Origin of the sequence: Escherichia sp. 20412-1, assembly GCF_003027595.1 — a bacterium.
Classification (GTDB): domain Bacteria; phylum Pseudomonadota; class Gammaproteobacteria; order Enterobacterales; family Enterobacteriaceae; genus Escherichia; species Escherichia marmotae.
In genome coordinates, this window is the sequence record NZ_PYQM01000033.1 from 1 (window position 1) to 23679 (window position 23679).

General features: G+C 51.2%; 21 protein-coding genes. 8 read left to right on the forward strand and 13 right to left on the reverse strand.

The features are described from left to right. The coding region (locus tag C7B16_RS25375) for a hypothetical protein (protein WP_223363118.1) at positions 1–113 on the forward strand (113 nt) is incomplete at its 5' end. Positions 114–163: 50 nt separating this feature from the next. Here C7B16_RS25375 and mdh read toward each other — a convergent pair. Next, a complete protein-coding gene (mdh, locus tag C7B16_RS18165; protein ID WP_001517183.1) occupies positions 164–1102 on the reverse strand; it encodes a malate dehydrogenase in 939 nt (312 codons plus the stop codon). A gap of 434 nt (positions 1103–1536) precedes the next feature. Here mdh and argR point away from each other — a divergent pair, with 434 nt between their 5' ends. Both argR and yhcN read left to right on the forward strand, forming a co-directional pair. Continuing rightward, complete coding sequence (gene argR, locus C7B16_RS18170; protein ID WP_001257843.1) at positions 1537–2007, forward strand: transcriptional regulator ArgR; 471 nt, start codon at positions 1537–1539, stop codon at positions 2005–2007. A 362-nt stretch (positions 2008–2369) separates the two neighbouring features. Beyond that, positions 2370–2633, forward strand: a complete 264-nt coding sequence (gene yhcN, locus C7B16_RS18175; protein ID WP_107179972.1) for a peroxide/acid stress response protein YhcN — start codon at positions 2370–2372, stop codon at positions 2631–2633. Between the two features lie 55 nt (positions 2634–2688). Here the strand turns inward: yhcN and C7B16_RS18180 are convergent, their stop codons facing one another. From C7B16_RS18180 to aaeX, 4 genes are all read right to left on the reverse strand, one after another. After that, entirely contained in the window at positions 2689–2961 is a 273-nt protein-coding gene (locus C7B16_RS18180) for a barstar family protein (RefSeq protein WP_001028998.1), read from the reverse strand. 264 nt (positions 2962–3225) lie between these two features. Next, a complete protein-coding gene (gene aaeB, locus C7B16_RS18185; protein ID WP_000510989.1) occupies positions 3226–5193 on the reverse strand; it encodes a p-hydroxybenzoic acid efflux pump subunit AaeB in 1968 nt (655 codons plus the stop codon). A gap of 5 nt (positions 5194–5198) precedes the next feature. Further along, positions 5199–6131: a p-hydroxybenzoic acid efflux pump subunit AaeA gene (gene aaeA, locus C7B16_RS18190; protein WP_000854025.1), complete on the reverse strand. Its 933-nt coding sequence runs from the start codon at positions 6129–6131 to the stop codon at positions 5199–5201. 7 nt (positions 6132–6138) lie between these two features. Next, positions 6139–6342, reverse strand: coding sequence for a p-hydroxybenzoic acid efflux pump operon protein AaeX (gene aaeX, locus C7B16_RS18195; protein ID WP_000051841.1), 204 nt, complete (start codon positions 6340–6342; stop codon positions 6139–6141). 182 nt (positions 6343–6524) lie between these two features. Between aaeX and aaeR the strand changes: the two genes are divergently transcribed. Beyond that, positions 6525–7454 (forward strand): HTH-type transcriptional activator AaeR, encoded by a 930-nt coding sequence (gene aaeR / locus C7B16_RS18200; RefSeq protein WP_000440306.1) that lies wholly within the window; start codon positions 6525–6527, stop codon positions 7452–7454. Positions 7455–7535: 81 nt separating this feature from the next. Here aaeR and tldD read toward each other — a convergent pair whose 3' ends face one another. The 8 genes from tldD to csrD all read right to left on the reverse strand — a co-directional run bounded on the left by tldD (position 7536) and on the right by csrD (position 19978). Next, on the reverse strand, positions 7536–8981 hold the full coding sequence (gene tldD / locus C7B16_RS18205; protein ID WP_001517185.1) for a metalloprotease TldD: 1446 nt from the start codon (positions 8979–8981) through the stop codon (positions 7536–7538). Between the two features lie 155 nt (positions 8982–9136). Next, positions 9137–12937: an AsmA2 domain-containing protein YhdP gene (gene yhdP, locus C7B16_RS18210; protein ID WP_107179973.1), complete on the reverse strand. Its 3801-nt coding sequence runs from the start codon at positions 12935–12937 to the stop codon at positions 9137–9139. Positions 12938–13004: 67 nt separating this feature from the next. Then, the gene (gene rng, locus C7B16_RS18215) at positions 13005–14474 is read right to left on the reverse strand and encodes a ribonuclease G (RefSeq protein ID WP_000123205.1); all 1470 of its coding nucleotides are present in this window, start codon (positions 14472–14474) and stop codon (positions 13005–13007) included. Further along, the gene (yhdE, locus tag C7B16_RS18220; protein WP_001517187.1) at positions 14464–15057 is read right to left on the reverse strand and encodes a nucleoside triphosphate pyrophosphatase YhdE; all 594 of its coding nucleotides are present in this window, start codon (positions 15055–15057) and stop codon (positions 14464–14466) included. Before yhdE ends, rng begins: the two co-directional genes overlap by 11 nt. Positions 15058–15065: 8 nt before the next feature. Then, positions 15066–15554: a rod shape-determining protein MreD gene (gene mreD, locus C7B16_RS18225; protein WP_000135266.1), complete on the reverse strand. Its 489-nt coding sequence runs from the start codon at positions 15552–15554 to the stop codon at positions 15066–15068. Next, a complete protein-coding gene (gene mreC / locus C7B16_RS18230) occupies positions 15554–16624 on the reverse strand; it encodes a rod shape-determining protein MreC (protein ID WP_000802529.1) in 1071 nt (356 codons plus the stop codon). Before mreC ends, mreD begins: the two co-directional genes overlap by 1 nt. A gap of 65 nt (positions 16625–16689) precedes the next feature. After that, on the reverse strand, positions 16690–17733 hold the full coding sequence (gene mreB / locus C7B16_RS18235; RefSeq protein WP_000913396.1) for a rod shape-determining protein MreB: 1044 nt from the start codon (positions 17731–17733) through the stop codon (positions 16690–16692). 304 nt (positions 17734–18037) lie between these two features. After that, on the reverse strand, positions 18038–19978 hold the full coding sequence (gene csrD, locus C7B16_RS18250; RefSeq protein ID WP_016249262.1) for an RNase E specificity factor CsrD: 1941 nt from the start codon (positions 19976–19978) through the stop codon (positions 18038–18040). 151 nt (positions 19979–20129) lie between these two features. Here csrD and C7B16_RS18255 point away from each other — a divergent pair, with 151 nt between their 5' ends. From C7B16_RS18255 to accB, 4 genes are all read left to right on the forward strand, one after another. Beyond that, the gene (locus C7B16_RS18255; RefSeq protein ID WP_001148445.1) at positions 20130–21104 is read left to right on the forward strand and encodes an MDR family oxidoreductase; all 975 of its coding nucleotides are present in this window, start codon (positions 20130–20132) and stop codon (positions 21102–21104) included. Positions 21105–21201: 97 nt separating this feature from the next. Next, complete coding sequence (gene msrP / locus C7B16_RS18260) at positions 21202–22206, forward strand: protein-methionine-sulfoxide reductase catalytic subunit MsrP (protein ID WP_000723884.1); 1005 nt, start codon at positions 21202–21204, stop codon at positions 22204–22206. Continuing rightward, positions 22207–22806: a protein-methionine-sulfoxide reductase heme-binding subunit MsrQ gene (gene msrQ, locus C7B16_RS18265; RefSeq protein ID WP_001240070.1), complete on the forward strand. Its 600-nt coding sequence runs from the start codon at positions 22207–22209 to the stop codon at positions 22804–22806. It begins immediately after the preceding gene. Positions 22807–23204: 398 nt separating this feature from the next. Further along, a complete protein-coding gene (gene accB / locus C7B16_RS18275) occupies positions 23205–23675 on the forward strand; it encodes an acetyl-CoA carboxylase biotin carboxyl carrier protein (protein ID WP_000354618.1) in 471 nt (156 codons plus the stop codon). The last annotated feature ends 4 nt before the right edge of the window (positions 23676–23679 follow it).

Here is a 23679-nt window from a genome sequence, read left to right on the forward strand (position 1 = left end):
TGGGACAACTTGTGAAATTACCGACAAGAAGGGAAAGGGCCTTCCCGAGAGTGGTAAAGGAGAGGCCCTGGAAATACCCCACAGCCCCGAAAAAGAGCCAGTCAGTTGCTTAACTGACTGGCATTAGAGACGTTGCTCCGGTTTTTTATTATCTACTAATCAATTATTTATTAACGAACTCTTCGCCCAGAGCGATATCTTTCTTCAGCGTATCGAGCATACCTTCCAGCGCGTTCTGTTCAAATGCACTCAGAGTGCCGATAGATTTACGCTCTTCCACGCCGTTTTTACCCAGCAGCAGCGGTTGAGAGAAGAAACGTGCGTACTGACCGTCACCTTCAACATAGGCACACTCTACTACGCCTTTTTCGCCCTGCAGCGCACGAACCAGAGACAGACCAAAACGTGCAGCCGCCTGGCCCATAGACAGAGTTGCAGACCCGCCACCGGCTTTCGCTTCAACCACTTCAGTACCCGCGTTCTGGATACGTTTGGTCAGATCAGCCACTTCTTGCTCGGTAAAGCTGACGCCAGGAACCTGCGACAGCAACGGCAGAATGGTAACGCCAGAGTGACCGCCAATAACCGGCACTTCTACATCACCCGGTTGTTTGCCTTTCAGTTCCGCAACAAAGGTGTTGGAACGAATGATATCCAGCGTAGTGACGCCAAACAGCTTGTTTTTGTCATAAACACCGGCTTTTTTCAGCACTTCTGCAGCGATAGCCACAGTGGTATTAACCGGGTTAGTGATAATACCAATGCACGCTTTCGGGCAGGTTTTCGCGACTTGCTGTACCAGGTTTTTCACGATCCCAGCGTTAACGTTAAACAGGTCGGAACGATCCATACCCGGTTTACGCGCTACGCCAGCGGAAATAAGAACAACATCCGCACCTTCCAGCGCCGGAGTCGCATCTTCACCAGAAAAACCTTTGATTTTCACAGCAGTAGGGATATGGCTCAGATCGACGGCCACACCGGGAGTGACTGGAGCGATATCATACAGGGAGAGTTCTGAACCTGAAGGCAGTTGGGTTTTTAACAGTAATGCAAGCGCCTGGCCGATACCACCAGCAGCGCCGAGGACTGCGACTTTCATCCTAAACTCCTTATTATATTGATAAACTAAGATATGTTGCTCCGCTGCCGCGACCTTAATCCACAAATTCACAGTTTACAATGACCACTTCTCAAGAATGTGTAGTCACGCAAATTTGGCGTTTATGCATTTAATTGACGTAATCAGGGAGCTAACTTACGTAATTAACAGCCGCTTATGCATCAGAGCTACATTCCAACAGGTGGTGACAATATACCCTACCGTTCAGCCAAAACAATATCAATTTGATAACAATTAATTTACTTTTAAGCGAAATTTACGCGCCGTGACACAGGCATGTTTCTCAATAACGAAATTTGATAAAATCCCGCTCTTTCATAACATTATTTCAGCCTTCTCCAGGGCAGACTGTTTGCATAAAAATTCATCTGTATGCACAATAATGTTGTATCAACCACCATATCGGGTGACTTATGCGAAGCTCGGCTAAGCAAGAAGAATTAGTTAAAGCGTTTAAAGCGTTACTTAAAGAAGAGAAATTTAGCTCCCAGGGCGAAATCGTCGCCGCATTGCAGGAGCAAGGCTTTGACAATATTAATCAGTCTAAAGTCTCGCGGATGTTGACCAAGTTTGGTGCTGTACGTACCCGCAATGCCAAAATGGAAATGGTTTACTGCCTACCTGCTGAACTGGGCGTACCAACCACGTCCAGCCCGCTGAAAAATCTGGTGCTGGATATCGACTACAACGACGCTGTTGTGGTGATTCATACCAGCCCCGGCGCGGCACAGTTAATTGCGCGTCTGCTGGACTCTTTGGGCAAAGCAGAAGGTATTCTTGGCACCATTGCTGGTGATGACACCATCTTTACCACCCCTGCCAAAGGTTTCACCGTCAAAGACCTGTATGAAGCGATCTTAGAGCTGTTCGATCAGGAGCTTTAATCTCTTGCCCCGTCGCTTCTGGCGGCGGGGAAAATGTTGCAGTCCCCTGTCCCCCTTGTTTTCCCTGCCATTTATTTAACGAATAGTGCGTTTCTTGAGACAAAAAATTCACACATCGAATACATAAAGTAAAAACCGCATATTATGCAAAAAAACATATCTTATTGAAATTAATGCCATTTACTATAAATCACCCTATTTTTAATTCCAATTTGTTATAAAGGTTAAAATTTTTAACAATTTACATTCAATAGAAACAGTTAGCGTGGTATTAATTAGCTCAATAATTAGTGTATACTTGATTTTGTGATATGGGTCACGAAACAAAGACCCAACTAAAAGATTATGTCGAGGTAAAAATCATGAAAATCAAAACCACTGTTGCTGCATTAAGCGTACTTTCTGTTGTCTCTTTCGGTGCATTCGCTGCCGATTCCATTGATGCTGCACAAGCACAAAATCGTGAAGCTATCGGTACTGTATCCGTAAGTGGCGTTGCCTCTTCACCGATGGATATGCGTGAAATGCTGAACAAAAAAGCGGAAGAGAAGGGCGCAACGGCCTACCAGATTACTGAAGCTCGTAGCGGTGATACCTGGCACGCCACGGCTGAACTGTACAAATAAACCCTCATCGTCTTGTCCGACGAGATTGCCTCCGGTTCGGAGGCTTTTTTTTGCGCTAATGGCGAACATTAAAACGCAAATGTCCTTCCAGCTCTTCTTCTGCCTCATCAAACAACAGTATTAACGCGCCAAAACGGCGACGCGTTTTCTCTCCCAGATGAACAAACTCAATCTCCAGCGGTAGTGGCAGGACATCGTTCATTAACACATCCCACAGAGAGTCGAGATCGCGTACCTTATCTTTCGCCAGACCAAAGGTTTGGCGAAAGTCGCGATAAAAGTCCTCCTGACTCTCAATCTCATCAAAATCAAAGCTATAGATATTCATCTGTTGCCACCATCACGTTTCGCGGCGAGTTCTGCCGATCATCGCTAAGTATAGCCATGAAAAAACCGACGCTTTTGGCGTCGGCTCAGATGATTGACAAAGTGCGCGTTGTTGATGTCGGATGCGGCGTGAACGCTTTATCCGGCCTACCAGGGTGTGCAAATTCAATATAATGCAATTTTGTAGGCCTGATAAGCGTAGCGCATCAGGCAATTTGGAGTATATCAGCAATATCAACTGACACCTTTTGCCGTCGGTTTTGACTTAACTATCGGTCAGCGCATGTTGATACTTATGGAGCATACTGGTAAGCCGATACACCGGTTCTGTAACCTGCGGCGGTGCTTGCCAGATGCGTAACTTTTCCTGGTAAATCTCCAGTTCTTCCAGCAACTGCCCGAAGTAACGACGGCGTTTGTCATCGCTACGGGCAGAAATAACGTGGTCCGCGGTACGTCGCATTTGTCGGTGGAATGCCGATAAATCATCGTTAACCGGGATCGGCGCATCGCGCAGGCGCTGGTGTGCGATAATCATCGTCAACGCCAGGCGAAATTTCGGTAAATCGCCGGGAAATTTATTCATCAGCAAAAACAACTGCTGATAAAGCGCCGGCAGATGGTTCTCTTTACGACGCGCAACATTGGTGGTCATTGCGGAAACAGCAGCAGAAACAAACTGATTAAGCAGTACGCGTCCGGTTCGATCACGCGATTTATCCCGCACTAAAAGAATGACAATAAACGCCAGCACACAGCCGACAATTTGCCCCAACGCGCTGTCGAGAAACTGGCTGAACTGAAAGGTCATCGGGTTATCCAGCACAATAATGTTAATGGTACTGGCTAACGCCCCCATCGATCCCAGCCGCCGTTTCTGCACTTCGATACCGAGGAAGAATCCCAGCACCGCCAGACTAAGGCAAAGCAGCAACATACTCTGTTGGGTATTGGGGATAATCACCAAAAAGTAGAGCAGCCCTAACGGCAGCGCCGCCAGCGTCCCGTAGATAAAGTCGATCGCTACCATGCGTGGATTAGGCAAACGCATTGCCAGCGAGGTCACTACTGCGATCATTACCATTGCACCACTGCCAGAGGTCCATCCGGTCCACAGCCAGAACAGCGTCCCCAGAATGCAGGAAAGTGTTGTGCGCCAGAAATTGACCATCGCATGATGACGCTCGGCTGACTCTACTTTTACTTCCGGCTCGCCTTGCAGGATCTCTTCTTCGGTCGCGTTGATTTTGGTGTTGCTGATGACGCCTCGCTTGAGCAACTGATAGCGCGTTGCCGCCGCGACCCAGCTATAAATGGTGATGGGCGTTTCGCGCTCCCCGGTCCAGGCAATAACTCTCCGCAGGCGCTTTAGCTGCTTATGGACGTCCTGCGCAGTTTCTACCGGCGTGTCAAAAAATTCGCGGAAAGTATCTGTGATCAATTCCGGGCGCGAATTCTGAATCAGCCAGGTTTCGCAAGACTGAGTGATCAGCGTCAGCGACAGCGTATTGATCGCTTTTAAACGTCGATTGGCGCGTGCCCAGCGGGAAGATTCCATATTCAGGTTGCTGCGCATTCCTTGCAGCGCCGTGGTGCGTCGAACCAGGTCACCCCAGGCTTTATCGACGACTTCACCATCGCCATGTTTGATACACAGTTGCATTAACTGATATTGCGCCACCAGCAAACTTTCCAGTTCACGATCCACCTCTTGCTTAATCGATCGCGGAGAAAAGAGCAGATCCGCCACAATAGCGCACACAATACCCATGACGATTTCGCTGCAACGTTCAACAGCAAACTGCGGCGTAAGTAGCGGTTCCGGCTGAATGGTGATCACAATGATCAGCGCGGTGTAACCCGCCAGCCCCCACGCATAGGAGTTTTCTACTCGTACCAGCGAAGAAATCCAGGTACAAAAACCGGCCCAGATACAGCACACCAGAATCATCAACAATGGCGCGCGGATCATCGCAATAATGATCACCAACCCGGCAATACAGCCTATAAATGTGCCGATGATGCGCAAAAAGCCGCGATAGCGAATAGCGCCCGAGTACGGTTCTCCACCGGCTGCAAAGGCCGGACCTGCGGCAACAATCGCCGCTGTCAGTACCGCCCAGCGTGGCGTTTCAAGCTGAAAATGAAAACCAACAAACAGCGCCAGCACAATGGCGGTCGCCAGTTTTACCGCGAAGCGAATATGTTGGTTAGCAATGGAGAAAATACCCATCGTGATTAACCAAACTCGCGCAGGCGATGAGCCATTTTTCGGAAGAACGAATCCTGACTTTCGTCGCGATCTTGTTTACCCGTAACCACCACAGTGGCGGTAGTCCCGGCAGGCCAGATGTTATCTTGCTGGTTGTCGAGACGAATACGTACCGGAACACGCTGCGCCAGACGCACCCACTCCAGGTTAGAGTCGATAGTCGCCATACCTTTGTCATCACGCGTGCTGCTGGCGTTAGTGACTCCGGCAGCAACGCTATCGACCGTACCTTTCAGCACTTTATTGCTACCAAGCGGCGTGATCTCTGCGCGATATCCTGGATGTACACCTTCCAGTTTGGTTTCTTCCATATAGGCCAACACATAGAAGGAGTTCTGTTTCACCAGTGCAACGGCCGTTGATCCCCGCGTAATAAATTCACCGGTATAGACGTTGAGGTTGGTCACCCAGCCATCTGCTGGCGCGCGGATCACTGTGCGTTCAAGATCCAGTTTTGCCAGATCGCGGGTCGCCTGCGCTTTCGCTAACTGATGCAGGACCGTTTGCAGCACGTTGTTGGCCTGGTCGATCTCTTCGCGAGACATCGCCTGTATGCCGAGACGGTTACGACGTCCGGCCTCCTGGCGCTTTTCCTGTGCCAGCACCTGATAATAAGCAACGTCGGCTTGTGCTTCCTCGAGCGCCTTTTGATAGCGCGGCTGGTCGATGGTGAACAGTACCTGCCCTTTTTTCACCAACTGGTTATCATGAACATTCACTTGGGTAATGAGACCGGAGACATCCGGCGCAATTGCCACCACGTCGGCGCTAAAGCGCGCGTCACGCGTCCACGGAGATTCGGTGTAATAGACCCAGGCATTAAAAATTGCGATGAAGGCCAGAATGACTAATACGACCGTAATGGCCGTACGGGAGAATTTTCTTATTAGTGTTTTCACTTCAACCTCAAACGAACAGTCGCGATATCAAATAAAACAAACAGCAATAGAGAGCGGTGTTGAACAACGCCGGATGCCAGACAAAGTCGTAGATACCTGTTGGCACAAGTACCCGGCGCACTAGCCAAAAAATCGCCAGTGATAAAAGCAATTCGAAAAATATCGGTGGGAAGGACAGCCCAAACACCACGATAACGGGAAACAGACTCATGTTGACCTTGGTTGTATAGAGAGAGCAGGCGTCATTATTTTCAGCATCTGTCGCCGCAGAGAAGGGCATGGAAAGCCGGGCGAGAGCAACATTGCTGTAGATTAATATTTAATATATTAGCGTAACTGTTATGCTGTTATCTATATTATGTGATCTAAATCACTTTTAAGTCAGAGTGAATAATGGAACGACTAAAACGCATGTCGGTTTTTGCCAAAGTAGTTGAATTTGGCTCTTTTACCGCCGCCGCCAGGCAGTTACAGATGAGCGTATCATCCATCAGTCAGACGGTATCTAAACTGGAAGATGAGTTGCAGGTTAAGCTACTAAACCGCAGCACGCGTAGCATTGGCCTGACCGAAGCGGGTAAAATTTACTATCAAGGCTGTCGCCGGATGCTCCATGAAGTGCAGGATGTTCATGAGCAACTGTATGCTTTCAATAACACGCCCATCGGCACGCTACGTATTGGCTGTTCTTCAACTATGGCACAAAATGTTCTCGCGGGGCTGACGGCAAAAATGCTGAAAGAGTACCCGGGCTTAAGCGTAAATCTGGTCACGGGCATTCCTGCACCTGACCTGATTGCCGATGGCCTTGACGTGGTGATCCGCGTTGGCGCATTACAAGATTCCAGCCTGTTTTCCCGCCGCCTGGGCGCGATGCCAATGGTGGTGTGCGCCGCCAAAAGCTATCTCACACAGTATGGCGTACCGGAAAAACCAGCCGATTTAAGTAGTCATTCATGGCTTGAATACAGTGTGCGCCCGGACAATGAATTTGAACTGATCGCTCCGGAAGGGATCTCAACGCGCCTCATCCCACAAGGGCGATTTGTCACTAACGATCCGATGACGCTGGTTCGCTGGCTAACTGCTGGGGCGGGGATCGCCTACGTGCCGCTGATGTGGGTGATCAATGAGATCAATCGCGGGGACCTGGAGATCCTGCTGCCGCGTTACCAGTCAGATCCTCGCCCGGTTTATGCGCTATATACCGAAAAAGATAAGTTGCCGTTAAAGGTGCAGGTAGTGATCAACTCATTAACGGATTATTTTGTCGAGGTAGGAAAACTTTTTCAGGAGATGCACGGGCGTGGGAAAGAGAAGTAATTCCTTAGCGCAGGTCGAATAAGGCATTCACGCCGCATCCGGCAACCGATGCCTGATGCGACGCTTACCGTCCTGGACAGATTACGCTGTACCACCAACAGTCAGGTTATCGACTTTCAGCGTCGGCTGACCTACGCCAACCGGCAGGCTCTGCCCTTCTTTACCGCAGACACCCACGCCGTTATCCAGTTTCAGGTCGTTGCCCACCATCGAAATCTGCTGCATGGTTTCGATACCGGAACCAATCAACGTTGCGCCTTTCACCGGCTTCGTCACTTTACCGTTTTCAATCAGATACGCTTCTGAGGTGGAGAAGACAAATTTACCAGAGGTGATATCTACCTGACCGCCGCCAAAGTTCGGCGCATAGATACCATACTCAACGGATTCAATGATTTCCTGCGGTGTCGATTTACCCGGCAGCATGTAGGTGTTGGTCATACGCGGCATTGGCAGGTGAGCGTAAGATTCACGGCGACCATTGCCGGTCGGCGTCATACCCATTAAACGCGCATTGAGTTTATCCTGCATGTAACCTTTCAGGATCCCGTTCTCAATCAACACGTTGTATTGACCTGGTGTGCCTTCGTCATCAATCGCCACCGAACCACGGCGATCAACCATCGTACCGTCATCAACCACGGTACACAGTTCAGAAGCCACCAGCTCACCGAGCTGGCCACTAAAGACCGATGTACCACGGCGGTTGAAGTCGCCTTCCAGGCCGTGACCGACCGCTTCATGCAACAACACGCCCGGCCAGCCAGCGCCGAGAACAACCGGCATAGTCCCCGCAGGCGCGGCAACGGCGGAAAGATTGACCAGTGCCATACGCACTGCTTCTTTCGCCCATGCATCAGCGCGAACTTCACCATCGAGGTCAGCAAGGAAGAACTCATAACCGAAACGACCGCCGCCGCCGCTGGCCCCACGTTCGCGTTTACCATCTTCTTCGACCAGAACGCTCACGGAAAGACGCACCAGAGGGCGGACATCCGCCGCCAGAGTTCCGTCAGTCGCCGCGACCAAAATTAATTCATAGACGCCGCTCAGGCTGGCAGTCACTTCCTGTACGCGCTTGTCCGCTTCGCGGGCAACTTTATCGACGCGGCGCAGGATATCCAGCTTCTCTTCGCGGCTCATGCTTTGCAGCGGATCAAGCGAGGTATACAGCGGGCTATGCTCTACCGCGCCCAGTGTTTGTACTTTGCCATCGCCACTATCACGGACGATGGTGCGCGCCGCTTGCGCACTCTGCTCCAGCGCCAGCAGGCTGATTTGGTCTGCGTAAGCAAACCCGGTTTTTTCACCGCTGATTGCACGCACACCAACACCCTGATCGATGTTGTAAGAACCATCTTTGATAATGCGGTCTTCTAAAACCCAGGACTCGTGATAGCTCGACTGAAAATAGAGATCGCCATAATCAAGGCGACGTTCGGCCAGTTGACCGAGGATCGCGAACAAGTCCTGATGTTTCAGGCCGTTCGCCGCTAGCAATTGTTCACTTACCAGGTTCAGACTCATCGTTTTTGCTACTCGTTAGTTACTGCGGTAGAGGATTTTTTACGGCTGCCGGGTGCGGCGTAAACGCCTTATCCGGCCTGCGGTTTGTTCCGGTTCGTTGGTTTTATGGCAACGATTATCTTATGAGATTGGGGCAATTACATGCCCTCGTCAAATCATTGCGCTTTTTCTTTACGCGGCTGACGCAACACTTCGTTGATTTGCGGAGCATCCAGCGAACCAGAAATGCGATAGCGCAAAATGGAGACCTTACTCCACAGCGGCCCCAGCACTTTACTGGCGGCAAACACTGCCGCGCCGACAATCGGGTTAACCGCAAAGGCCGCAGCCACGCCCACTGTCGCAGAAATCTCTGGCGCGACAACCGCTTCCATATTGAGATCGCGACGCACCAGATTTACCGATCCTTTCATGGCGATATCCGCTTCCAGGCCATCCACCAGCGTGTCGTCAGTGTGCATAACGCCGTCTTTAATCCACGCGGTGCTGCGAATGGAGTCAAAATAGAACCCTTCGCCAAAGGTATCCCTGAAATCAAAGCGCAGCTTACGCATCAGGGCATCAACACTCAATAAGCGCAGCAACTGTCCGGCATGTCCGGTGCTAATTTCGGTAATTTCACCTTTGCCCAGTTGTGTATGAATGATGCCGTTCAATGTCGCCTCGTCTGGCTGCCACGGCGATTTACGCCAGTGCAAATCGTAATCCACATTAAATGATGACTGGCGTATTGGCGTCGTAACACCAAAAAATTCTGCGGCAGCATCAATTTTCTGTCCGCGCAGTTTTCCTTTCAGCGATGTCCGTTGATTTCCGGGATTATTAACCCATTCACCATCAGCAGTGAGCCGCGAGAAACCGGTATCAATCAGCCCGTTGGTCAGGGTTAACGTATCGCCGGAAATGGTGATATCACTGTCGATGCGGCCGAATTTTTGCCCCCATAACCAACATTCTGCGCAACGTATTTGCGCATCCGGCCAGCCACGGAAGCTGATACGCTCCGTTGTCGGGAAAGATGATGACGGCGTTGAATCACCACGAGTTTTTGCCACGCTCGGGTTGTAATAGAGATATTTGATATTCGCTAACCACGGTGCGTTATTACGCATCGCCAGCGTAGCGTTGATTTCACGCCCTTGCGCCTCGACCTGCGTACCATTTGCCATCGGTTGCGAAACAATGCTCAGGTTATTCCATTGCTGATTTCCCAGCGACAACATCGGTGTACGTAGCGTAATGTGCTGAGGGAAACTCGCTGCGCTGCCAACTTTTTCCGTTGCGCCTTTCTGGAACAAGGCCAGCCACTCGGCACCGTTCATCGGCGGCATATTGAGTTCAACACCACTTTGCTCCGGTAACGGAGGGAGCGTTTTGCTGTCTGCCGCCCAGATGGCGCGATCGAGCGTCAGCTTTTGACCGAGCAACCAGCGGCTATTGAAATGGTTATCCGCGCCTGCCTGTCCGGTTAATTCAAAGCTGTTGAGATTGCCGTTGACCTTAACGTTAATTGGCAACGGTTCGCCAGCAGGTTTGGCTAACGGTGAAGGTAAGTGACTGCTCACATTCTTCAGATCGCCGTTCAGTTCAACGTTATACGTTGCGCCAGCTTGATAAGGTAGCTCAATGCCCACTTTACCATCCCATGCCATACTGCCGCTTAACGCTTCATTCAGCGCTTCAGGCAGAACGCCAGTTTTCGCTGGTTGCCAGTTGCCGTTGAGATTCACCGCAACCTGGTAGGCTTTCGCCCCTTCTTTGGTGGAAAAATCCACGTTCAGTGGCTGGTTAAACCAGTTTGCGGTTAGTGATTCGCTTTGTAGATCGCCATTGATAAAGCTGAATTTGCCGCTCAAATTTTTCAGAGTGCTATCAAGCGGTTTGATAAACAGACTGTTGTTACGCAGCGTCACTTCGCCTTTCGCTGTAACCAGCTCGCCGTCCAGCGGGATATCGAGATGTAAGCGAGCATTCACATCGCCGTCGAGCTGGAGTTCTTGCAGGGTCGCCCCCAGCGAATCCTTCAGCGGCGTCTCATCAAAATAAGGGCCAACAGCTTTGCCCGGACCTTTTATGTCAGCATCAATCAGCAACTTTTCTTTCGAGTAGTCAGGGATCACTGCGGTGAGATTGCTGGCACGCACGCCACCCAGATTAACGCCATCGGTTTTCATCCATAAACCGTCGTTAATAAAGTCCAGTTCAATATCGAGATTAGTTAATGCTGGCCAGTCCGGCTGGAAAGCAAACTTCGCATTACGCAGCGGCACCAACACCTCAAACTGACCTTCGTTGTGTTTGTATGGAAAAAGATGCGGATTGCCGCCATAAACCAGCGTCGCGTTCTCCGCCTCACCACCCTGAATCGCCCCACTTAAGTAATCAACCAGGTCTTTACCCATCAGGTTTTCCGGGAAATAGCGCCAGGCTTGCGAACCATCATCGGTACTGATGCCAGCCAGAATGCCAAGCCAGGGTTCATCATTAGCCGGTTGCAGGTAGCGGAAACCACCACGCGCATGGACGGCTTTGGCTTTGACATCAATATTGCGGCCATCGAGCTGAAAACCCTTATCGTTATTCAGCCAGCTTAAGGCCGCCTTGCCGTCGACAATTTCCAGCGGCGCACGAAATACCGTTTCGTAAGGCATTTTCGCCTGCTTCATGGAAGCGGTAAGCAAACCATTTTCTACGCTACCGGAAAGCGTCCCGGAGAAATGTTCCGCCCCCGGTAGTAATTTCCATTGCTTCCAGGCCAGATCGCTCCACGATGCCTGAAAGCGGGTCTTTTCTGCAGCCTGAAGCGGGATATCCAGCGCCAACGTGTTGATCTTGCCGCTCGGTTGCGTGGAACGCCAGATATCCCCCAAAGCAGGTGAAAGTTTCGCTGCCAACGGGCGTATGCCTTCCAGCCCAGCCAGTTCCAGATTGCTGGCGCGAATACGTAGTTCGTCACTGCGTTTATTATTTTTCCCACCAACGTCCTGTTCCGGTATCCAGGCCAGCGTCAATGCCCCGCTTGGCCAGGGTTTGCCGTCCATAGTGATACGAGTATCAGGAATAGAAAACTGCCAGCCCGGATTTTCACGCGTAATATGTGCGGTCAGATTATCCACCGACAGCGAATGCGCTTTCTTCTCACCCAACCAGCTTGCGCCGCCCTGTTTCAGCCAGACGTCGCCACCGGTCACATCGCCTTTGTCGATCGTCATCCAGCCTTCCAGCGAGAACTGCGCCGTTTCCAGCGCAATGTTGTCCTGCATCCATTTACCCAGCCACGGTTTCAGGTCGATATCATCAGCCTGTAGCCATACGCGACCGTTGCTTAACAACCCCTCGTCATCACGCAGATCCATCCGCACCTGCATCACGCCGTGCTGTCCGGTAAGGCTGGAGAGACTTACCTGGCCTTCCGCACGGTGCCGACGCGGATCGTTAAGCCAGGTAAGTTGCGGGATCGCCAGTTCAGCACGCTGGCCTGATGGCGTCAGAAAGCTGACTTCGCTATCGCGGAGATCGAAGTGATCGAACTGGCGTAGAAAAAGATCGCTGATGTGGCTGGCTTCCAGGCTGTCATTACCGCTGTCGCTGGAAATTGGTGTATTGGTGCGAAAGCGCAGTTGCCAGAAAGTGAGATCGCGAAACTGCCAGCGCATATGCAGCAGGCTCTGCCAGACATCCAGCGCCAGGGTGACGCGTTTAACCGAAAACTCACCGCCATCTTTTAGCTCTGCACGAATGTCGCGTGCTTCAATCGTCGGGCCAAAATTCTGCCAACTGGCAGAGAGTTGACTGGCAGCCACCGGCATTCCGGTAGCAGATTCTATTTTGTTGAGGATTTCCGGACGCCAGGCGTCGAGGTACGGTAAAGCAATACGCAGGCCGCTGACCAGCAGCGCAGCGATCACAACGAGCGCGGCTCCAGTAAGCAGTAAAATCCCCGGCAATCGCCTCACCCGTCACTCCTTGTCTGCTAAAAATGTGACTCAAAAACCCTTTGCCGGATGGCGACCCAGCATCTGTTTACATCATAACGACATCAAACTGCTCCTGGTTATAGAGCGGTTCAATTTGTACTTTAACCTGTTTGCCAACGAAAATTTCCACTTCCGCCAGTGAGTGCGACTCTTCGCCTTTCAAGGCTTCGGCTACTGCCGGAGAAGCATAGACCAGGAAACGGTCAGAGTCGTAAGCATGGTGCACACGAACGATTTCTCGCATGATTTCATAACATACGGTTTCCACCGTTTTCACCGTTCCGCGACCGTGGCAGGTTGGGCATTCATTACACAGTACGTGCTCAATACTTTCGCGGGTTCGCTTACGCGTCATCTCCACCAGTCCCAGTGCCGAGAAACCGTTAACGCTGGTTTTTACCCGGTCTTTGCTCAACGCCTGTTCCAGTGAATGAAGCACGCGACGACGGTGATCTTCATTATTCATGTCAATGAAATCAATGATGATAATCCCGCCCAGGTTACGCAACCGTAACTGGCGAGCAATAGCCTGCGTCGCTTCAATATTGGTATTGAAAATGGTGTCGTCCAGATTGCGATGACCGACAAACGCCCCGGTATTAATATCCACAGTAGTCATTGCTTCGGTCTGATCGATAATCAGATAGCCACCGGACTTCAGCTCAACTTTGCGCTCCAGCGCCCGCTGAATTTCATTTTCTACATCAAAGAGATCGAAAATCGGCTGGCGGCCCGTGTAATGCTCCAGCTTGCTGGTCATCTCAGGAATGTATTCCGAGGTAAACTCCAGCAATGCTTCGTAAGTCAGACGCGAGTCAACGCGAATACGGTCCAGTTCGGCATCAGCAAAATCACGCAGGACACGCTGTGCCAGCGCCAGTTCGCCATACAGTTGATAACGAGTCTGTGGGCGCTTTTTACGCTCCATCACTTTAGTCCACACGCGCTTCAAATAAGCGGCATCGGAAGCCAGTTCTGCTTCGCCAACACCTTCCGCTGCGGTACGGATGATAAACCCACCCTGCTCGTCACAATACTCTGCGACCACTTTTTTCAGGCGTTCACGTTCGGATTCACTTTCAATGCGTTGGGAAACCCCAACGTGGGATGCGCCAGGCATAAACACCAGATAGCGAGACGGCAGCGTGATATCCGTGGTCAGGCGCGCGCCTTTGGTGCCCAGAGGGTCTTTCACCACCTGTACCATCAGATCTTGCCCCTGGCGGACCAGTTCCGAAATGTCGCGTACCGTGAACTGCTTTTGTTCCTCGCCCGCCACACATTCAGTGTGCGGCATAATGTCAGAAGCGTGTAGAAACGCGGCTTTCTCCAGCCCAATATCTACAAAAGCCGCCTGCATACCCGGAAGTACACGACTTACACGACCCTTGTAGATATTGCCTACGATTCCGCGTCGCGCCTCACGTTCAATATGAATTTCCTGCAGAATGCCGCCATCAATATACGCCACTCGCGTTTCCGAAGGCGTTACGTTTACCAACAATTCAGCCGTCATGTTTATCCCTTTTCTCACGCAGTGCGTTAAAATTACTTAATAATTCATACGTTTCAACCAGCGGTAAGCCGACTACGGCGTGATAGCTGCCATTTATCTTCCTGACAAAACAACCACCCAGCCCCTGAATACCGTATGCACCTGCTTTATCTAACGGTTCACCGCTGGCGACATATCCCGCGATGTCTTCACCTGTTAACATTCTGAAAGTCACATCGGTAACCACCAGGCAATCGAGAATGTGCTGGCTGTCGGCCAGCGCCACTGCTGTCATTACCTGATGGGTCTGTCCCGATAATTTGCGTAACATCTGCGCCGCATGTTCTGCGTCGCGCGGTTTCTCTAACACTTCTCCGTTCAGGATCACGATAGTATCCGCCCCCAGCACCGGCAAATCCTGCGCTGCTTGCTCGACGCCCGCTTGCGCTTTTTCGCGCGCCAGACGCACAACATACTGCTGCGCGCTCTCCTGCGGATGACGCTGCTCCTCAATGCCCGTAACAATACGTTCGAAAGTGAGGCCAAGTTGCGCAAGTAACTCCTGACGACGTGGAGAACCGGAAGCTAAATACAGAGAAGTCATAGAAACCTTTATTGCACTGCAAACTGCTGACGGATTTTGCGCATCAGCAAGAAAATCCACGGCCAGAGCACACCATTGACTACACTACTCCAGAACACTTCGGGTCTGAAAGAGACGTTGATCACCAAAAACTCTGACCAGAAAACAATAATATCCACTACCAGCGAAAGCAACATGACGACCAGCGCCTGCTGCCATAATGCCAGGTTGCGGAAAAGCTGGAATTTCAGCGCTACCAGATAAGCAATGATACTCATCGACAACGCCCGTACACCGAGCGTAGAACCGCTGATCAGATCCAGTATGGCACCCATCACAAAACCTGTGCCCACATTTACGCGATGGGGCAAGGCCAGGATCCAATACAATAAAATGAGTAATACCCAGTTTGGCCGGAAAACGATGAGGTTATCCGGCCAGGGCATAATTTGTAGTAACAACGCGATGAGGAAAGAGAGCCAGATAACCCAGCGTCCCTGGCTACGATATCTCGCCACTATTGCCCTCCCGGCGCACGTGCAGGCGGTTGAGCACCACTTTGCGGCGGCGTAACCCCTTGTGGAGAGCGGTTAGTGGCAGTACCCGTTGCTGGTTGCTGCGGATCTGGCTGGGTAATTCCCGTTGCCGGTTCCGGAAGTTTTGGTCCCATTGCATCTGGCGAAGGCAACACCTGCGGCATCATTTGCATCAGGCGTTCATTAGCAACGCGATGCACTTCTTCCGGCGTCATTGGATTAGCGCCGTTACGATCCGCGCCCCACAGCAGCAACAGATAACGCAAACGTTGCAGACCCGCAGTCGGACGAGCCTGAATCACGGTATAAGCGCGCTGGGTATCGAGCTTCACGGAAGAGACGACTGCCACCGGATAACCTTCCGGGAAACGACCACCAAGACCAGATGTCACCAATACATCACCAACACGAATATCAGTATTCGCTGGCAGATGCTCAAGTTGTAAATCATCAGTACAACCGTTACCCGCTGCAATTACGCGGATATCGTTACGAAGTACCTGAATTGGCAGCGCATGGGTCGCGTCACAGATCAGCAGCACGCGGCTGGTCAGTTTTGCGACCGCTACCACCTGACCAACAACACCTTTATCGCTGATGACCGGCTGACCTTCATAAACCCCGTTAACGCTGCCTTTGTCGATAACAACCTGATCGCTGTACGGATCGTTAACCGTAGAGATAACCTGGGTCACCATCTTCTGCTCATCCTGACGCAGCGGAGAACCCAGCAGCTCGCGCAGACGCGCGTTCTCCTGTTTGTATTGTCCAAGCATCAGCAGCTCGCTGTTTTTCAACAGCAGTTCTTGACGTAACGCCCGGTTTTCAAGTTCTAGTTGATCGCGCGAGGCCAGCGTCTGCGATACGCCATCCAGCAATTCTCGAGGAGCATTAGAAATAAAGTAGAAAGGACTGACGGCGGTATCCATATAAGTACGGATTTGACTAAACGTCCCCAGGCGACTGTCGGCAATAATAACGCCGAGCGCCACCAGCACCGCCAGAATAAGGCGAATCTGTAGCGACGGGCCACGGCTAAAAATTGGCTTCATAAGTTATGCGTATTCTCGTATCAGATCAGGCAGGGTAAACAGACGCTTCCCCTGCCTGCATCCGATTACTCTTCGCTGAACAGGTCGCCGCCGTGCATGTCGATCATTTCCAGCGCCTTGCCGCCACCACGCGCCACACAGGTCAGCGGGTCTTCAGCAACAACAACTGGAATGCCGGTTTCTTCCATTAACAAACGGTCAAGGTTACGCAGCAACGCACCACCGCCAGTGAGCACCATTCCGCGCTCGGAGATGTCGGAAGCGAGTTCCGGCGGACACTGTTCCAGCGCAACCATCACCGCGCTAACGATGCCGGTCAGCGGCTCTTGCAGCGCTTCAAGGATTTCGTTGGAGTTCAGCGTAAAGCCGCGTGGCACACCTTCTGCCAGGTTACGGCCACGAACTTCGATTTCACGGACTTCATCGCCCGGATAAGCAGAACCGATTTCGTGTTTGATACGTTCTGCGGTCGCTTCACCGATCAAAGAGCCATAGTTACGGCGAACGTAGTTGATGATCGCTTCGTCGAAGCGGTCACCACCGATACGTACAGAAGAGGAGTAAACCACGCCGTTCAGAGAAATAACGGCAACTTCAGTAGTACCGCCACCGATATCAACCACCATTGAACCGGTTGCTTCAGATACCGGCAAGCCTGCACCGATTGCTGCGGCCATCGGTTCTTCAATCAGGAAGACTTCGCGGGCACCTGCGCCCTGCGCGGATTCACGAATAGCACGGCGCTCAACCTGGGTAGCACCAACCGGCACACAAACCAGAACACGCGGGCTTGGACGCATAAAGCTGTTGCTGTGCACTTGTTTGATAAAGTGCTGGAGCATCTTTTCAGTCACAAAGAAGTCAGCGATAACGCCATCTTTCATTGGGCGAATGGCAGCGATATTGCCCGGCGTGCGGCCCAGCATCTGCTTCGCGTCATGACCTACTGCAGCTACGCTTTTCGGTGAACCGGCACGATCCTGACGAATGGCCACCACGGAAGGCTCATTCAATACGATGCCTTGTCCTTTTACATAAATAAGGGTATTCGCAGTACCCAGGTCAATGGACAAGTCATTGGAAAACATGCCACGAAATTTTTTCAACATACTAAGGGATAATCCTGAAAGCTGGGGCGGAAAAGAAAATCCGCTTACTTTACCAACCACACGCAGCAGCGACAAGGCGCAAAAATCATCTGCTGCGGTGAAAATTAGTGCAGTTTGTTTCCTTTGTTACAAATCTCTACCTGAGTCCAGAGAGGCTAAATGCATCAGTAGCATTCCTCGCCTGTTTGCAACTGCGTAAGGTCATTCATCTGCATATGTGCTGCAACAATCTGGCGAACAGACAAGCACGCTCCCGTGAAACGCAGCGCGCATTATTCTACGTGAAAACGGATCAAACGGCAGGTTAAACCGAGTATCTTTGTGAATATTTTTTCACGTTAGTATCAAGTGGCTGTGAGGACGCGAAAAAATCCCCCTGTCCACCTAAAACCCCGCGCTGAATCAGGGTCTGCCACTCGCTTCGCGAACGTACGCCCGTAGCGTAAACCTGAGTGTTGGTCCCGGAACACGCTTCTACCATGCTCTGAACCAACAATTGATTCTCTGTTCGCTTCTCAATGTTTCTTACCAGCCCCGGATGGAGCTTGAGTAATTCAACATTAAGTTCTTTGATCCAACGGGTACTTACCAGCGTCAATCCGGCCTGGTTGACGGCGACCCGAACCCCTAAAGCATTCACTAAACGAATAACAGGTTGCAAGCGACCGATATGTTGACCAACATCAGCCTCTGCAAGTTCAATAATTATGCGTTTTCGTTGCGATTTTTCACATTGCATCAACGTATCGCGTAGCCAACGCTGGAAACGTGGACGAATCAACGACTCAACGGTGACCTGAATCGCCAGATTTTCTTGCGGCCAATAGCGTAGCAGCGGGATGAGGCGACTGACTTGCAGGCGGTCATACTCTTCCGATAAGCCAAACTGCAACACCATCGGCATATATTCCGCCGAGCTGACCTCTTCATTACCATCAAAGATGCGGCACATCAGCTCGCGGTGATGAACCTGCCCCTCACGGGTAACCGCCGGTTTCTGATAAAGACGCGGGCCGCCGCGGCTAAGCATTTGCTCAATGAGCGTACGCCAACGAACGTTACCGCGCCCTTTTTCAGGTAACGAGTCATCGTAAATGGCCCAACTGTTGCCGCCCTGTAATCCGGCATTGCGCGTAGCGGATTCAGCATGTTCCATCACCTGTTCGGTATCCTGCCCACTACGCCAGGCACAGATGCCGATGTGAATCATATCATCACGATCGAGCATTTTATTACTCGGTAAGGTATCAACCGCCTTGATCAATTGCCCGGCAATGCTCTCCGCCTCTTTTAATGTCCGGTGTGGCAACAGCACGGCAAAATCGCTACGGTGATAACGTGCCAGCAGCGACCCCGGATAGCGCATCATAAATGTCGATAACAAATTTGTCAGGGTAAAGAGTTGTTCTTCAACCTGACTGTGCCCCCAGGTGTCGCTCAACATATTGAAATCCGGCAGGCGGATCATCATCACGATCCCGTGAGTCCCTACTTTCTCCTGATCTTCCAGTAACGTTGCCAGTTGGTTGTCGAAAAAGAGGCGGTTATTGAGGCCAGTTTTAATATCCTGCGCAGCATAGGAACGAATCAGCGTATCGAGACGACTGTGCTGTTCGCGCGCATTCTGAATTTCGCAAAGCAGCGTATCCAGTGCACTGCTGGCCCCTGGCGGCCATTCATAGATGGTGCCCAGCACATTCGTGCCGCGCTCACCGTTTAAGATACGAGTGGCGCGGGTTTCCAGCAGTTCTTGCCCGGCAAGTTGCCGTTGCAACCAGCGTACAGCCAGGAAGAGCATAATAATGATAAATCCAATCGCACCAGTGAGCGGTGCAGTGGTCATCAGCGAGTGGAAATAGTTGCCCATCGGGTCCTGATACACCAAATGCAGAGACATCCCCGGATGTTTAATCAACGGTACAGTCAGCTCGCGAAACAGATCGCTAGTACCAACCGGACGGTAGCTGCCATTGCGGGACTGGGTATAAACCTGTTTTTTATCGTGCAAAAGATCCACGCGAACGATATCCGCCGACATCATCAGTTCGCTGATTTGTGGCCTCAATGTGCTGAAGTCATTCGACACAAGATGGGTATCGATCGCCGTCGCCACTGCCTGAACACGATGACTAAACTTATACTGAATGGCGTTGTAGAAACTAAGCGAGCAGCCCAGCAGAGTCACAAAAATTGTTAACCCGGTGAGCAGCGTGACAAAGGCCGAAAATTTCGTCGTTAATCTCATCCTTGTGTTAACTCCGATAGTGAGGACGCGGGCATACCAGCAAATCAGATTTATCTCGCAATTTATTGCGCTTCATCGGCTTTGCTTTTCCATTAGCGAGTATAGTCTTCAGAAATTATTTTCCAATCCATCATGCACATGAGGACCTCTTATGCAGGCGTTACTTTTAGAACAGCAGGACGGCAAAACCCTCGCATCTGTACAGACTCTGGACGCAAGTCGCCTGCCGGAAGGCGATGTGACGGTCGATGTCCACTGGTCGAGCCTGAATTATAAAGATGCGCTGGCGATTACCGGTAAAGGAAAAATCATCCGCAATTTTCCGATGATTCCTGGCATAGACTTCGCAGGAATCGTACGCGCCAGTGAAGATCCTCGTTTTCATGCCGGTCAGGAAGTGTTACTCACCGGTTGGGGCGTTGGTGAAAACCACTGGGGCGGGCTGGCACAGCAGGCGCGCGTGAAAGGTGACTGGCTGGTTGCCATGCCGCAAGGTCTGGACGCGCGTAAAGCGATGGTTATCGGTACTGCCGGGTTTACCGCCATGCTGTGCGTAATGGCGCTGGAAGATGCCGGTATTCATCCGCAGGATGGCGAAATTGTCGTTACGGGCGCCAGCGGCGGCGTCGGCAGTACGGCCGTAGCACTGTTGCATAAGTTGGGTTATCAGGTCGTTGCCGTTTCTGGTCGTGAAAGTACCCATGAATACCTGAAAAGGTTAGGTGCCAGCCGTATTTTGCCGCGCGATGAGTTTGCTGAATCCCGTCCACTGGAAAAACAGCTTTGGGCTGGCGCGATTGATACTGTTGGCGACAAAGTGCTGGCGAAAGTACTGGCACAAATGAACTACGGTGGCTGTGTGGCAGCCTGTGGTCTGGCGGGTGGCTTTGCCCTGCCAACCACGGTAATGCCGTTCATTCTGCGTAATGTCCGTTTACAAGGGGTGGATTCAGTCATGACGCCACCAGAACGCCGCGCGCAAGCCTGGCAGCGTCTGGTCGCAGATCTACCGGAATCATTCTATTCGCAGGCAGCAAAAGAAATTTCGCTGGCAGATGCTCCGAAGTTTGCTGAAGCCATTATTAATAACCAGGTGCAAGGGCGCACATTGGTAAAAATAAGCTAAGATTTCGCACAAAATAATTTACATATCATTAACGAATTTTAGCAGCACTTTGACATTCTCCCTGCCATAGTAATCAGGAGCATACCGGGAGTCTGTTATGAAAAAAATTCGTCAACTTACAGAAGCCGATGTCACTGCCGAATCGGCTTTTTTTATGCAACGTCGGCAGATTCTGAAAACGTTAGGCATCAGCGCTGCTGCACTTTCTCTACCAACCACTACTCATGCCGACCTGCTTAGCTGGTTTAAGGGTAACGATCGCCCGCCCGCACCAGCCGGAAAGCCATTAGAATTCAGCAGGCCTGCCGCCTGGCAAAATAACCTGCCACTGACGCCGGAAGATAAAGTTTCCGGCTATAACAACTTCTATGAGTTCGGACTGGATAAAGCCGATCCAGCGGCGAATGCCGGCAGTCTGAAAACTGATCCGTGGACGTTGAAAATCAGCGGTGAAGTCGCTAAACCGTTAACCCTCGATCATGATGCACTGACCCGTCGTTTCCCGCTGGAAGAGCGGATTTATCGTATGCGTTGCGTAGAAGCATGGTCGATGGTGGTGCCGTGGATTGGTTTTCCGCTGCACAAATTGCTGGCACTGGCAGAACCGACCAGTAACGCGAAATACGTCGCCTTCGAAACCATTTATGCGCCGGAACAGATGCCAGGCCAGCAGGACCGGTTTATTGGCGGCGGCCTGAAATATCCTTATATAGAAGGATTACGTCTCGACGAAGCGATGCATCCGCTCACACTGATGACCGTTGGTGTTTATGGCAAGGCGTTACCGCCGCAAAATGGCGCACCGGTACGGCTGATTGTGCCGTGGAAATATGGCTTTAAAGGGATTAAATCGATTGTCAGTATTAAGCTGACCCGGGAGCGTCCGCCAACCACCTGGAATCTGGCCGCGCCCGATGAATACGGCTTTTATGCCAACGTCAATCCGCATGTTGATCATCCCCGTTGGTCGCAGGCTACCGAACGGTTTATCGGTTCAGGTGGCATTCTTGATGTACAACGTCAGCCAACGCTGTTGTTTAACGGATACGCCGATCAAGTGGCGTCGCTTTATCGTGGACTGGATTTACGGGAGAATTTCTAAGTGCGACTGACAGCAAAACAAGTGACATGGCTGAAAGTTTGCCTGCATCTTGCCGGATTTTTGCCGTTTGTCTGGCTGATGTGGGCAATTAACCACGGTGGATTAAGTGCCGATCCGGTGAAAGATATTCAGCATTTTACCGGTCGGACTGCGCTGAAATTCTTGCTGGCGACCTTGTTGGTTACGCCGCTGGCGCGCTACGCTAAACAACCATTATTGATTCGCACTCGCCGCCTGTTGGGTTTATGGTGTTTCGCCTGGGCAACGCTGCACTTAACCAGTTATGCCTTGCTGGAGCTGGGAGTGAATAATCTGACGTTATTGGGTCAGGAATTAGTCACCCGACCTTATTTAACGCTCGGAATTATCAGTTGGCTGATTTTACTGGCTTTAACATTCACTTCCACGCAGGCGATGCAGCGAAACTTAGGCAAACGCTGGCAACAATTGCATAACTTCGTCTATCTTGTCGCGATCCTGGCCCCCATACATTATCTGTGGTCAGTAAAGATTATCTCACCACAGCCAATCATCTACGCTGGGCTGGCTTTACTGCTTTTAGCCTTACGTTATAAGAAGTTCCGTCAATGGTGGCGCTAATTTCATGAACTGTGCGGCTTGTTGCAAAATACGCGGCGTTGAAAGTTATTTACATGTTAGCTGTTGATTATCTTCCCTGATAAGACCAGTATTTAGCTGCCATTTGCTACGAAATCGTTATAATGTGCGACCTCGTTCTCCCTGACGCAGTTTTTGAGCTGCGGAAAAGGTGACAATGGCGAAACGAAGGTATATTTTGTTTTTTGCCGGAGAATGGCAGCAGATCGCTGCACAATGTCCGTCAAGTCTCACATTGACACTCTGGGGCAAAATAGACCGGCGTCCCGGCTGGCTGGAATTTATCGCTATGCATACAGCTACTGTCGGGGCATACGCTTTACAGACGGCGGTGAAACGCCTGTCACAATCACACTAAACAAAGAGTACGGAACCCACTCATGGATATTCGTAAGATTAAAAAACTGATCGAGCTGGTTGAAGAATCAGGCATCTCTGAACTGGAAATTTCTGAAGGCGAAGAGTCAGTACGCATCAGCCGTGCAGCACCTGCCGCAAGTTTCCCGATGATGCAACAAGCTTACGCTGCACCAATGATGCAGCAGCCAGCTCAGTCTAACGCAGCCGCTCCGGCGACCGTTCCTTCCATGGAAGCGCCAGCAGCAGCGGAAATCAGTGGTCACATCGTACGTTCCCCAATGGTTGGTACTTTCTACCGCACCCCAAGCCCGGACGCGAAAGCGTTCATCGAAGTGGGTCAGAAAGTGAACGTGGGCGATACCCTGTGCATCGTTGAAGCCATGAAAATGATGAACCAGATCGAAGCAGACAAATCCGGTACTGTGAAAGCAATTCTGGTCGAAAGTGGACAACCGGTAGAATTTGACGAGCCGCTGGTCGTCATCGAGTAACGAG